The organism is Plantactinospora sonchi (assembly GCF_036422035.1).
Taxonomy (GTDB): domain Bacteria; phylum Actinomycetota; class Actinomycetes; order Mycobacteriales; family Micromonosporaceae; genus Plantactinospora; species Plantactinospora sonchi.
Genome location: NZ_JAZGQK010000021.1, coordinates 34,538 through 46,545 on the forward strand (window position 1 = coordinate 34,538; position 12,008 = coordinate 46,545).

Genomic DNA, 12,008 nt, shown 5'->3' on the forward strand with positions numbered 1-12,008 from the left:
GAACAGGCGCTGTCACCCGCCCTCAGGTGGCTCTGACCTGAGCGGTGCCGCGTCGGCCCGCGCAGCGGGAGTCGACCTGAGCCGGTGCGGCCTGGGCGGTCCCGTGCCGACCTGGACGGGCGGCGTGGGCCTGAGCCGGACCCGGGCGGGCGGGCCGCGCTAGGCGGACAGCGGGGCGTTGCAGGCGGCGACGACGGCCCGGCGGCACGCGGCGGTGAGCGGGCGCAGTGCCTCGTCCCGCCGCTGCGCCTCGTGGGCGTTGACCGAGCCGCCGGGCGCCACGTTCTCGGCCAGCGCGAGCACCTGGTCGAGCACGCTGGCCCGGGCGAACAGCCGGCGGGAGCGCGGATCGAACCCGGGAGGCAGGTCGACGGCACTGTCCGGCCGACGCAGCGCCGCCAGCGCCCCGGCCAGCTCCGGGCGCCACTGCGCCACGTCGAGTCGGGTCAGCGCCGCGGTCGCCTCGGCCAGGCTGACCGCGAGGTCCGCCTCGGCCTCGGCCGCGCCCGGACTGCCCAGCGAGGCGGCCGGTGCGTCCTCGGCCAGCGGGTAGACCCGCCACAGCACTGTCTCGAAGGTCACCCCGGACCCGGACGTGTGGGTGCGTACCTCCGGGATCACCCCGAGGCCGCGGGCCACCACCGCCTCCCCGGCGAGCAGCGCGGCGGAACTGAACGGTCCCGGACCGGGCAGCCCGCGCGGATCGCCCGGGGCGGGCAGCACCAGCCGGATCTCGTCCGGCGAGAGCTTGGCGAAGACCGGGAGCGCCGCGCGCAGCGGGACGTCGGTCCAGGTGCCGGGTGCGTCCGCGACGAGATGCTCCTCGCCGCGCTCGATCTCGTCGGCGATCTCGTCGTACGGCACCAGGCCGGCGCGCCAGGCGCGCACCCAGGCCACGAAGCGGCTCGAGCGGCGCGCCGTCAGGGTCGCCGCGCCCGTTGCGGGGGACATGCGGCTAGGGTACGTGCTCAGCCCGCCCCTGTCTCCCGGCCCCGCGCGGCGGCGCGGCTACGTCACCGAACATCCGGTTGCGGCTAGCGTCGCCCCTCATGGGGAGAAGGTACGGCGAGGACGTGCTCGCCGGGAACTGGCGACGACGCAAGGTAGTGCCCGAGGTGGACGCGGAGCCCGATCTGGTCGTCGAGGACGTCGACTCGGGCTTCTGCGGCGCGGTGGTGGGCTTCGAGTCGGGTGCGGTGGTGCTGGAGGACCGGCACGGACGACGCCGGAACTTTCCGTTGCTGCCGGCGGCGTTCCTGCTGGACGGCACGCCGGTGACGCTGCGTCGGCCGGCACCACGGACGGCCCCGCCGGCCCGACGGCGGACGGCCTCCGGTTCCGTCGCGGTCGCCGGGGTACGCGCCCAGGTGGCCAAGGCCAGCCGGATCTGGGTCGAGGGGGTGCACGACGCCGCGCTGGTGGAACGGATCTGGGGTGACGACCTGCGGATCGAGGGTGTCGTGGTGGAGCCGCTCGACGGCATCGACATGCTTCCCGAGCGGGTACGGGAGTTCGGGCCCGGACCGGACCGGCGGCTGGGGGTGCTGGTCGACCACCTGGTGGCCGGCTCGAAGGAGAGCCGGCTCGTCGCGACCGTCACCTCGCCGCACGTCCTGGTCACCGGGCATCCGTACGTCGACGTGTGGCAGGCCGTGAAGCCGGCCGCGGTGGGGATCCCGGCCTGGCCGGTGGTGCCGCCGGGGCGGCCGTGGAAGGAGGGGGTCTGCGCGGCGCTCGGGGTCGCCGAGCCGGCCGACCTGTGGCGGCGGATCCTGGCCCGGGTCGACAGTTTCCACGACGTGGAGACCCCGCTGATCAACGCGGTGGAACAACTGATCGACTTTGTGACCGAGCCGTCCTGAGGTCGCCGCCCGGCACGCCGTCGATCCGCCAGTACCGACCGGAGCCGTCCGGCGGCGGCGGCTCAGGCGGGTCCGGCGGACAGGTCACGCTGCATCAGCACGGTGTCGATCCACCGGTCGTGTTTGTAGCCGACCCCGACGAGCCGACCCACCTCGACGAAGCCGAACCGGCGGTGCAGCGCGGCCGAGGCGTCGCTGCCGGTGTCGGCGATGACCGCGACCATCTGCCGCGCTCCGGCGGACCGGGCCGCCGGGAGCAGGGCGCCGAGCAGGGCCCGGCCGAGACCCTGACCGGCCCGGCCCGGAGCGAGGTAGATGGTGTCCTCGACGGTGTGCCGGTAGGCGGGTTTGGGACGGTACGGCCCGGCGTAGGCGTACCCGGCGACGAGGCCGTCGACCCGGGCGACGAGGAAGGGCAGGCCCCGTCCGGTCAGGTCGGCGAGCCGCTGCCGCCAGTGGTCGACGTCGGGCGGGGTCTCGTCGAAGGTGGCCACGCTGCCGGTGACGTAGTGGGCGTAGATGTCGGTGATCGCCGCCAGGTCGGCCGCGGTCGCCGGGGTGATCTCCGGGTCCCGGGTCGGCACCATGGCCTCCTTCGGCAGGGGCGGATCGGTGGGACGGTTCACCCGAGGTCCTCCGGGGTCCGGGTGAAGACGAAGGTGGCGATCTCCAGCGCGGTCACCCGGTCGGCCGGGTCGCGGCGGACGGTCAGGATCTCCCCGTCGTTCATCCCGGAGCGGCCCCGCCACCGCCCGGCGGCGTCCCGGCCGAACCGCCATCCGACGGTGCCGCCGGGCAGCAGGTTGGCGCAGATCAGCTCGTCGGTGTCCGGGTCCCAGGCAAGTTCGTACTCCCGCCCCATCCACCACCACCGGCCGGTCAGTTCGGCGACCCCGGGTGGCGGCGGTCCGGCGGCCGGCAGCCAGGGACGGGGGACCGGCACGGGCTCCAGGTCGAGCACCGTGCTGAGCAGCTGGCGGCCGAGTGTCGACAGCGCGCCGGAGCGGAGGCCGTACGAGTTGGCGAAGCCGACCACGCCGGTCCCGGACGGCCGGTGCACCGAGAGGGTGGCCACGTAGCCCGGCATCGAGCCGCCGTGTCCGACGTACACCCGGTCGCCGAGGCGGTGCAGTTCCAGGCCGAGACCGTAGCCGGCGGTCCAGGAGTCGAGGTCGGCGAGGACTGCCGGGGTGCACATCTCGGCGAGGGTCTCCGGGGCCAGCACCTCCGGGTCCGGGTCGGCAAGGAACGCGGCCCACCGGGCCAGGTCGGTGAGACTGGCCCAGAGCTGTCCGGCCGGGGCCATCGCCCCGGTGTCGGTACGCGGCTCCTCGTGCAGCGTGCCGTGCCAGGGATGTACGACGTAGCCCCGGGCGAACGGCTCGGTCGCCTGGTAGGAGGTGCGGACCATCCCCAGTGGATCGAGCAGTCGGGACCGGACGAGGTCCCACCACGACTCGCCGGTACGACGTTCCAGCACCGCACCGAGCAGCCCGTAGGCCAGATTGGAGTAGTGGAAGACCCGGTGTGGCGGGTGGCTCAGTTTGTCGGCGGTGAGCCCGGCCAGCAGGGTGTCCAGATCGGCTCCGGCGGACCGTTCCCACCAGTCGCCGTCGGGTTCGCGTTGCAGGCCGCCGACGTGGCTGAGCAGTTGGCGCAGCCGGACCGTGCCGAGCGGGCCGCCGGGCAGGTGTCGTTCCAGCGGGTCGTCCAGGTCGAGCCGTCCCTCGTCACGCTGCCGGAGCAGCAGTGCGGCGGTCATCGTCTTGCTGATCGAGCCGATCCGGTACTGGAGATCCGGGTCCGGGGTCGGGGTCCGGCCGGCGGTGGCGACGTGGACGAGTTGTCCGTCCCGCATCACACCGATGATCACCGATGGGGCGCGGCCGGCGGCCTGGGCCTGGCCGACCAGGGTGTCGACCCGGCGAACGGTCTCCGGCAGCAGCGGGTGGCTCTCCGACGGCGGGGTCACGTCATGCCTCCTTCGGCAGGTGGTCGGGTCCGTCGCCGGACCGCCCGGGCCATGAAACGGCCCCCCTCGTCGGACCGTCCGTACGGAAGACGATCTTCCGTCGCCGGGCTGCCGAGCGGGCCGGGGGCCGGTCCGTCGCCGGATGTGGAGGTCCGGAACGTGCGCCGGTGTGCCGGGATCTTACCGGCGGCGATGTCCGCCGGTGGTCGTGACGTGCGTCGGCGTGCCAGGATCGGGGAGTGGAGCCCCTCCTGTGGATCGTCCTGGGTGTCGTGCTCGCCGTGGCGGAGATCTTCACGACGACGCTCTTCCTCCTCATGTTCGGCATCGGGGCGTTCGCGGCGGCCGGTGCGGCGGCTCTCGGCGCCCCGGTGCCGCTGCAGGCCGTGGTCTTCGCGGCCGTCTCGGCGCTGACCCTGCTCTTTGCCCGGCCGGCCATCCGGCGGCACCGCCGGTCGGCGCCGGCCGGGGACGGGGAACAGGCGTTCGGCGTCCAGGCGATCGCGGGGAGCAGCGCGCTGGTGCTGGAGCGGGTCGACGCCGACAACGGGGTGGTCCGGATCGACGGCGAGATCTGGGCGGCCCGCGCCTACGACGGCACCCAGGTGATCGCGGCCGGGGAACGGGTCCGGGTGATCGAGGTCAAGGGTGTCACCGCGCTGGTCTGGCGGGACGAGTTCGCAACTGATGAACAACCGGATGGCAAGGGGTGAGCGATGTGGGAAGTGTGATCGGTCTGCTGTTGGGCGCCGTGGCCCTGATCGCGGTGGTGACCCTGATCCGGGCTGTGAAGATCGTTCCGCAGCAGCGTGAGTACGTGGTGGAGCGGCTGGGGCGGTACAAGCGCACCCTCGGTCCCGGGCTCAGCCTGCTGGTGCCGTTCGTCGACGCGGTACGCACCAAGGTCGACATGCGGGAGCAGGTGGTCAGCTTCCCGCCGCAGCCCGTGATCACCTCGGACAACCTGGTCGTCTCGATCGACACGGTGCTGTACTTCCGGGTGGTCAACTCGGTGCAGGCGACGTACGAGATCTCGCATTTCCTCCAGGCCATCGAGCAGTTGACCGTCACCACCCTGCGGAACGCGATCGGCTCGCTCGACCTGGAACGGGCGCTGACCAGCCGGGAGGAGATCAACCAGCAGCTCTCCAGGAAGCTCGACGAGACGACCGGGCGGTGGGGGGTCAAGGTCACCCGGGTGGAGATCAAGGCGATCGAGCCGCCGCCGAGCATCCGCGACTCGATGGAGAAGCAGATGCGGGCCGAGCGGGACCGGCGGGCCGCGATCCTGAACGCGGAGGGGCACAAGCAGGCGCAGATCCTCTCCGCCGAGGGTGAGAAGCAGGCCGCGGTGCTGCGCGCGGACGGCGAGCGGCAGGCCCGGATCCTCCAGGCGGAGGGGCAGGCCAAGGCGATCCGTACCGTCTTCGACGCGATCCACCAGGCGAACCCGAGTCAGAAGGTGCTCGCCTACCAGTACCTGCAGGCGCTGCCGGAGATCGCCAACGGCCAGGCGAACAAGGTCTGGATCGTTCCGGCCGAGCTGACCAAGGCCCTCGAAGGGCTCGGCGGCGCGCTCGGCGGGTTGAGCCAGACAGCCGGGGACGAACCTCGTGCCACGGTCGACACGGCCGCCGTCGAGCGGGAGGCCGCCGAGGCGGCCCGGGCGGCGGCGGAGGCGGCCCGTGAGGTCACCGACGAGGTACGCGTCGTCGAGGCGCAGGTGTCCGGCGGTGCCGGGTCGCGGCAACTGCCCGCGCCCGAGCCGGTCTCGCCGGCGAGCCTGGTCGACGACTCCACTGTGGAGAAGCGGCAGACGGAGCGAGGCTGACCGTCCCCACCGGCGCTTTCGGTGACGACCGGGTCGCCGGTGGGGACGATTCGCCGAAGCATCCGCACGGCACCCCGGCACCTGACACGATCGGTCCTAGCGACGGGTGGTGACCAGGAGCCGGGGCGCCGCAACGGATGCGCCCTCGCCCACCCGCGTACCAGGTGAGCGAGGTGTCGCCCGTGACCCACCCCTCGAAACCGGCAAACCGCTCCGGCGGCCCGGAAAACCCCGTCCGAAGCTCAAAACACCCGCCGACCGTGGCAAAACGCCCGAAGAGCGCCAGCTCGGTCGCGACCGGCGGCGGGACCGCGATCGGGTACAAAGTCGACCCCCTCTCGGGACGCTGGCCGCACGGCGGTTTCGCGCTGATGCGCTTCGCGTACGAGCGGACGCCCGGCCGACCGGCCAGCGACGCGACCTGGGCCTGGTCGGTACGCCGGGCCGCCCGCCGCGCCGTCTGGATCCTGCCCGGTTACGCCATTGTGTACGGTTCGGTGACCCTGGTCGGTGCCGGTGACGCCCCGTTCCTGGCCCAGGGCCGGCCGGCGCACCTGCTCGGCTGGATCGCCGCTCTCTGGCTCGGCGTACTCGCCGCACTGGCGATCACCGGTCTGCTGGTCGCCGCCCGGACCCGGGTCCTCGCCACCGCCGGACTGCTGGTCGGGGTCGCCGGCACGATGCTGCTGCTGCCGTTCGGCGGCCTTCCGGACACCTCGGCGACCTTCGGGGCGTCCGGCCGGGTCATCGCCGTCACCGGCGGTGCGCTCTACTCGCTCGGCTGGGGCCTGACCGGGCTGGCCCTGTTCCGGTCCGGTGTCTTCAGCCGGGGCGACGGGGTGATGGTCATGGTCGCGGCGCCGATGCTCGGCCTGGGCGGGATGCTGGCGTCGGCGCTGCACAGTCTCGGCGCGGTGGTCCTGCTCGCCGCCGGGGTCGGGGTGGGCTGGCGGGCGGGCCGCCTGCTGCCCTCGTCCGCCCGGGCCAGCCTGACCAGAGCGAGTCGGCCCGGCGCGGTCGCCGCCACCGTCCCCGCCGGGGACAGCGTGGTGGTGGCGACCTCGCCCGCCACGCCCTGACCCGCCCGGGCGGGGTCGTGGCGTCCGGCCCCGTACCCGGCACGCCCTGATCCGTCGCGGCGGGTGTCGCCGTCCCGGCGGCCGGGGGGCTGGACGGCGCTAGCCGCTCCGGTCGCCGGTCTCCGGGGTGTCCGACGCGTCGAGCGTCGCCGCCAACCGGCGCAGTACGTGGGAACGCCAGCCGCCGGACATGATGGCGAAGGTCCGCTGGTGGTCCGGGTCGTCCGGGTCGAAGCCGGCGTGCTCGACGAAGAGCCGGGTGCCGCGTCCCTCGGCGGCCAAGGTCCAGGTGACCGTGCTGTCCAGCCGTCCGCCGCGCCAGGCCAGCCGCAGCCGGCGCTCCGGTTCGAGTTCCAGGACCTCGCAGTGCACCAGGCCGTCGAAGCCCTGGTCGGGTCGGGGCGTGGTCCGGAAGGTGAACCGGTGCCCCGGCACCGGCTTGAAGTCGTTCGGCATGAACCAGTCGGCCAGCAGGTCGGGGTCGGTGAGGGCACGCCAGACCCGGGCCGGTGGATGCCCGAGGTACTGGTCGACCCGGATCACACCCTGGTCATCGGTCATCGTCGCCCCTTTCGGCGTCGAGCAGGTCACGTAGGTTGCTGAGCTTCTCCCGCCAGAACCGCTCGTACGGCGTCAGCCACTCCGCCACGTCGCGCAGCGGTTCCGGGCGCAGCGAGTACCGTCGCTGCCGGCCGACCCTGCGTTCGACCACCAGCCCGGCGTCCTTGAGCACCTTCAGATGCTCGGAGAGACTCGGGCGGCGCATGTCGAAGTGCTCCGCCAACTCCTGGACCGGACGACTCTCGCGGTCCAGGAGCAGGCCGAGCAGTTGCCGGCGGGTCGGGTTGGCCAGCGCGGCGAAGACGTCGACCTCAGGCATGGGCGGTGGTGGCCTGGAGCACGATGCCGTTGCCGTCGGGGTCGTCGAAGGTGACGAACCGCCCCCAGGGCGCCTCCTGGACGCCTCCCTGGATCCGTACGCCCCGGCGGGTGAGGTCGGCGACATCGCCGTCGAGGTCGTCGGTCTCCAGGACCAGGCCCTTCACCGAGCCGGGTGGCATGGTGTCGAACCAGGTGACCAGGGTGATCGAGGTGTCGGCGCCCTTCGGGGCGACCTGCACCCACCGTCGTTCGGGGCCCATCGGGTTGTCGCCGAGCAGGTCGAAGCCGAGGACGTCGACGTAGAAGTCCCGGGCCCGGTCCTGGTCGGTCACCGGCAGGGAGAGCAGTTGGATCCGGTTGATCGTCATGTGGCGAATCTTAGGTAGGAGATTTCCTACCAGTCAATGGTAGGAAATCTCCTACCTGAGGCGTGCGGCTCTCCCAGCCGATCACGCACACGGCGCCCGGAGGAGAATCGGGGCGTGCCCACCGACCAGAGCGCCCTGCCCGCCGACCAGACCGCCGACGCGCCCGACAGGTCCGTCGAGGAGATCACCGATCCGGACGACCCGCGGATCGCCGACTACCGGGCGCTGACCGACGTCGAGTTGCGTACCCGGTGGGAGCCGCCGCACGGGCTGTTCATCGCCGAGGGTGAGCTGGTGCTGCGCCGCGCGCTCCGGGCCGGCTACCGGCCGCGTTCCTTCCTCGTCGACGCCAAACGGGTCGACCAGCTCGGGGACGTGCCGACCGGCGGCGCTCCGGTCTACGCCGCCAGCCAGGCGGTGCTGGAACAGGCGACCGGTTTCCACGTGCACCGGGGCGTGCTCGCCTCGTTCCACCGCCGGGAGCTGCCGGCGGTGGAACGGGTGCTGGCCGACGCCCGCCGGGTGGCGGTGCTGGAGGATGTGAACAACCACACCAACCTGGGCGCGATCTTCCGGGGTGCCGCCGCGCTCGGGGTGGACGCCGTACTGCTCTCCCCGTCCTGCGCCGACCCGCTCTACCGGCGCAGCGTACGGGTCAGCATGGGCGAGGTCTTCGCGGTGCCGTACGCCACGCTCGACCGCTGGCCGGCGGGCCTGGACCAGGTGCGGGCGGCGGGTTTCACCGTGCTCGCCATGACGCCGGCGCCGGACGCCGTACCGATCCAGCGGCTCACTCCGGCCCAGCGTGAACGGGCGGCGCTGCTGCTGGGAGCCGAGGGCCCCGGCCTCACCGCGGCGGCCCAGTCGGCCAGCGACGTACGGGTGGTCGTCCCGATGCGGCGCGGAGTGGACTCGTTGAACGTGGCCGCCGCGGCCGCGGTCGCCTTCTGGGAACTGGGGCGCGACGATCCGCTGTGAGGGGCGGATGACGCTCGGGGGGCCTGTGCGGCCAGGGAGACGTGGAACACTGGGCGCTCGACGGGACAGACCTTAGTATCCGCAGTTGTGACAGCTTCGCCCGATGTGAGCATTCACCCCTTCCGGGTCGACATTCCGCAACGCGATCTCGACGATCTGTACGAGCGGCTCGATCGCACCAGGTGGCCCGACCAGTTGTCCGGGGTGGGCTGGGAGTACGGCATTCCGCTGGACTACCTGATGGACCTGGCGCGGTACTGGCGGTACGAATATGACTGGCGTGCCGCGGAGGCCAGGCTCAACGAATGGCCGCAGTTCATCACCGCTATCGACGGGGCGGACATTCACTTCGCGCACATCCGGTCGCCGGAGCCGGGCGCGACTCCGCTGCTCATCACGCATGGCTGGCCCGGCTCGATCGTGGAGTTCGTCGAGGTCGCCGGGCCGCTGACCGATCCGTTGAACCACGGCGGCGACCCGTCCGACGCCTTCCACCTGGTTGTGCCGAGCATTCCGGGGTTCGGGTTCTCCGGGCCGACCCGGGAGACCGGATGGGAGTACCGGCGGGTGGCCGCCGCATTCGCCGAACTGATGCGGCGGCTCGGCTATCAGCGGTACGGCGTGCAGGGCGGTGACTGGGGTTCGGTCATCTCCCGCGAACTCGGCCGTACCCGGACCGACGACGTCATCGGCGTACACCTGAACCTGCTGCCGGGATCGTCCGTGACGGAGGAGCCGGACGCGGCCCAACTCGCCATGTTGGGTCCGGCGGAACGGGAGCGGACGCTGGCCTCGTGGCGGCGCACCCAACAGTGGGACCGCGACCGGGCCGGCTACGCGGCCATCCAGTCCACGCGACCGCAGACGCTTGCCTACGGCCTGACCGACTCTCCGGTCGGACAGTTGGCCTGGATAGCGGAGAAGTTCAAGGAATGGACGGACTCGTCCACCCGCCCGGAAGACGCCGTCGACCGCGATCACCTGCTCACCAACGTCATGCTCTACTGGCTCACCGGAACGGCCGGCTCGTCCGCCCGCATCTACTACGAGCGGGCACATTCGGACTACTGGGGGTCGCCGCCGGAGTCGTCGTCCGCACCGACCGCGCTGGCCGCCTTTCCGCAGGACAACTTCATTCCGTTGCGACACATCGCCGAGCGGACGAACAACATCGTGCGATGGACGGAGTTCGACCGGGGCGGGCATTTCGCCGCGATGGAGGCGCCGGATCTGCTGATCGCTGACATCAGGGCATTCTTCCGGCAGCTCCGCGCGGAGACGTCCGACTGATCCGGCCAGGTTGCCGCTGGTCGCGCCCGGCGGTCGCCCGACCGGGGGCGGTACCGTCGAGCGCGTGTTACCGACCGTGCGTGAGGTGCTGGCCCTCGATCCGGTCCGGCACGGCGGACCCCGGGTGGTCGCCGGGGCGGGCGGGCTCGACCGGCTCGTCCGGTGGGTGCACGCGGCCGAGGTTCCGGACATCGCCGCCCTGCTCAGCGGCGGCGAACTGGTCCTCACCACCGGTATCGGGCTGCCCGGGGACGATGCCGGGCTGCGCGCGTTCATCGACGAGTTGGCCGACGCCGGGGTCTCCGGGCTGCTGGTCGAGCTGGGGCGGCGGTATTCCGGCACGGTGCCGAGGAGCATGGTCGCGGCGGCCGAGCGGAGAGGGCTGCCACTGGTCGAGCTGTGCCGGGTGACCCCGTTCGTCCCGATCACCGAGGCGGTGCACGCACTCATCGTCGACGCCCAGCTCACCGAGCTGCGGGCGACCGAGGAGATCCACCAGCGCTTCACCGAACTGTCCGTGGAGGGCGCCGAGCCGGCCGAGGTGGTCCGGCAGGCCGCCGAGCTGGCCGGCAGCCCGGTGGTGCTGGAGAACCTCTCCCGACAGGTGCTCGGCTACGCCACCGCCGGGCAGAGCGCGGAACTGCTGCTGCGCGGCTGGGAGCAGCACTCCCGGCGGATCCGGCAGGTCGGCCGGACGGCGTACGACCCGGAGGTGGGCTGGCTGGTGACCATGGTCGGCGCCCGGGGACAGGACTGGGGAAGGCTGCTGCTGCGTTGGCCGGGTGACCTGTCGGCAGGTGCCCCGACCCCGCCGACCCGGCTGACCATCCTGATCGAGCGGGCCGCCTCCACCCTGGCGCTGGGCCGGCTCATCCGGCGTGACGCCGAAGGGCTGGAACGGCAGATCCACCGCAACCTGCTCACCGCGTTGCTCGACCACACCCGGCCGGTCGACGAGGTGGCGCTGCGGGCCCGGGCGCTCGGCGTTCCGCTGGACCGGCGGCACCTGGTGGGGGTGGTGGTCCGGTTCCGGACCGACGAGCCGGGTCCGACCCCGACCCACCAGGCCCGGCTGCGCGACCTGGCCGAGGCGGTCAGTCAGGCGCTCCGGGACGCCGAGCTGAGCGGGCTGTCGAGCACCCTGGACGACCAGGCGGTCGGCGCGTTGCTGGCGCTGCGCGGTGCCGGCGACGAGGATGCCGCCCTGGCCGCGTTCGCCACCGCGCTGGACCGGGTACGCGACGGCGCGGGCGCGGTGGCCGGGACACGTGACGGCATGGGCCTCGGGCCGGCCGGTGCGGTGATCGTGGCGGCCGGCTCCGGGGTGGCTGACCTCCGGGAGGCGCGACGCTCCCTGCTCGAGGCCCGGCAGGTCGCCGACGCGGCCCGACGCGGCCGGCGTGACCTGCGGGTGTTCCGGCTGCCCCAGGTGGGGCTGGCCGGACTGCTGCACCTGCTCCGGGAGGAGCCGAGGTTGCAGACCTTCGTCGAGCGGGAACTCGGCCCGCTGCTGGCGTACGACGCCGAGCATCCCCGCGAGCAGTTGCTCGGCACGCTGCGCAGCTACCTGGAGAGCGGGCGGAACAAGTCGGCCGCCGCCACGGCGGCGCACCTGTCCCGCCCGGCGTTCTACGAACGGCTGGCCCGGCTCGCCCGGATCCTCCGCGTCGACCTGGACTCGGTCGACGACTGCCTCTCCCTGCACGTCGCGCTGCTCGCCCTGGACGCCGTACGGGACGGTTGAGC

At 72.9% G+C, this 12,008-nt stretch carries 13 protein-coding genes; 7 read left to right on the forward strand and 6 right to left on the reverse strand.

Annotated elements, in window-relative coordinates:
* Positions 1–159 precede the first annotated feature (159 nt).
* Positions 160–951 (reverse strand): hypothetical protein, encoded by a 792-nt coding sequence (locus V1633_RS23505; RefSeq protein WP_331216543.1) that lies wholly within the window; start codon positions 949–951, stop codon positions 160–162.
* A 98-nt stretch (positions 952–1,049) separates the two neighbouring features.
* Here V1633_RS23505 and V1633_RS23510 point away from each other — a divergent pair, with 98 nt between their 5' ends.
* Complete coding sequence (locus V1633_RS23510; RefSeq protein WP_331216544.1) at positions 1,050–1,862, forward strand: DUF3097 domain-containing protein; 813 nt, start codon at positions 1,050–1,052, stop codon at positions 1,860–1,862.
* A gap of 62 nt (positions 1,863–1,924) precedes the next feature.
* Here the strand turns inward: V1633_RS23510 and V1633_RS23515 are convergent, their stop codons facing one another.
* Together V1633_RS23515 and V1633_RS23520 are read right to left on the reverse strand one after the other, a co-directional pair.
* Complete coding sequence (locus V1633_RS23515) at positions 1,925–2,488, reverse strand: GNAT family N-acetyltransferase (protein ID WP_331216545.1); 564 nt, start codon at positions 2,486–2,488, stop codon at positions 1,925–1,927.
* Positions 2,485–3,834: a serine hydrolase domain-containing protein gene (locus V1633_RS23520; protein ID WP_331216546.1), complete on the reverse strand. Its 1,350-nt coding sequence runs from the start codon at positions 3,832–3,834 to the stop codon at positions 2,485–2,487. The genes V1633_RS23515 and V1633_RS23520 overlap by 4 nt, the downstream gene beginning before the upstream one ends.
* Before the next feature lie 239 nt (positions 3,835–4,073).
* Between V1633_RS23520 and V1633_RS23525 the strand changes: the two genes are divergently transcribed.
* From V1633_RS23525 to V1633_RS23535, 3 genes are all read left to right on the forward strand, one after another.
* Positions 4,074–4,547, forward strand: coding sequence for an NfeD family protein (locus V1633_RS23525; protein WP_331216547.1), 474 nt, complete (start codon positions 4,074–4,076; stop codon positions 4,545–4,547).
* Positions 4,548–4,552: 5 nt separating this feature from the next.
* Positions 4,553–5,665: an SPFH domain-containing protein gene (locus tag V1633_RS23530; RefSeq protein WP_331216799.1), complete on the forward strand. Its 1,113-nt coding sequence runs from the start codon at positions 4,553–4,555 to the stop codon at positions 5,663–5,665.
* A 260-nt stretch (positions 5,666–5,925) separates the two neighbouring features.
* On the forward strand, positions 5,926–6,744 hold the full coding sequence (locus V1633_RS23535) for a hypothetical protein (RefSeq protein WP_331216548.1): 819 nt from the start codon (positions 5,926–5,928) through the stop codon (positions 6,742–6,744).
* 99 nt (positions 6,745–6,843) lie between these two features.
* Here the strand turns inward: V1633_RS23535 and V1633_RS23540 are convergent, their stop codons facing one another.
* The 3 genes from V1633_RS23540 to V1633_RS23550 are packed head-to-tail and all read right to left on the reverse strand — an operon-like array spanning position 6,844 to position 7,994.
* Positions 6,844–7,305, reverse strand: a complete 462-nt coding sequence (locus V1633_RS23540) for an SRPBCC family protein (protein ID WP_331216549.1) — start codon at positions 7,303–7,305, stop codon at positions 6,844–6,846.
* Positions 7,295–7,624 (reverse strand): ArsR/SmtB family transcription factor, encoded by a 330-nt coding sequence (locus V1633_RS23545; RefSeq protein ID WP_331216550.1) that lies wholly within the window; start codon positions 7,622–7,624, stop codon positions 7,295–7,297. The genes V1633_RS23540 and V1633_RS23545 overlap by 11 nt, the downstream gene beginning before the upstream one ends.
* Positions 7,617–7,994, reverse strand: a complete 378-nt coding sequence (locus V1633_RS23550) for a VOC family protein (protein WP_331216551.1) — start codon at positions 7,992–7,994, stop codon at positions 7,617–7,619. Before V1633_RS23550 ends, V1633_RS23545 begins: the two co-directional genes overlap by 8 nt.
* A 114-nt stretch (positions 7,995–8,108) precedes the next feature.
* Here V1633_RS23550 and V1633_RS23555 point away from each other — a divergent pair, with 114 nt between their 5' ends.
* From V1633_RS23555 to V1633_RS23565, 3 genes are all read left to right on the forward strand, one after another.
* Positions 8,109–8,972: a TrmH family RNA methyltransferase gene (locus V1633_RS23555; RefSeq protein ID WP_407952089.1), complete on the forward strand. Its 864-nt coding sequence runs from the start codon at positions 8,109–8,111 to the stop codon at positions 8,970–8,972.
* A 111-nt stretch (positions 8,973–9,083) separates the two neighbouring features.
* Positions 9,084–10,262 carry an epoxide hydrolase family protein gene (locus tag V1633_RS23560; RefSeq protein ID WP_331216801.1) on the forward strand — a complete coding sequence of 393 codons (1,179 nt, stop codon included), beginning with the start codon at positions 9,084–9,086 and terminating at the stop codon, positions 10,260–10,262.
* A gap of 64 nt (positions 10,263–10,326) precedes the next feature.
* Entirely contained in the window at positions 10,327–12,006 is a 1,680-nt protein-coding gene (locus V1633_RS23565; RefSeq protein ID WP_331216552.1) for a PucR family transcriptional regulator, read from the forward strand.
* Positions 12,007–12,008 lie beyond the last annotated feature (2 nt).

Excerpts from the sequence above, each read along its gene's own strand:
- V1633_RS23505 (WP_331216543.1), bottom strand. The coding sequence starts at position 951 with ATGTCCCCCGCAACGGGCGCGGCGACCCTGACGGCGCGCCGCTCGAGC.
- V1633_RS23510 (WP_331216544.1), top strand. The coding sequence starts at position 1,050 with ATGGGGAGAAGGTACGGCGAGGACGTGCTCGCCGGGAACTGGCGACGA.
- V1633_RS23540 (WP_331216549.1), bottom strand. The coding sequence starts at position 7,305 with ATGACCGATGACCAGGGTGTGATCCGGGTCGACCAGTACCTCGGGCAT.
- V1633_RS23545 (WP_331216550.1), bottom strand. The coding sequence starts at position 7,624 with ATGCCTGAGGTCGACGTCTTCGCCGCGCTGGCCAACCCGACCCGCCGG.
- V1633_RS23550 (WP_331216551.1), bottom strand. The coding sequence starts at position 7,994 with ATGACGATCAACCGGATCCAACTGCTCTCCCTGCCGGTGACCGACCAG.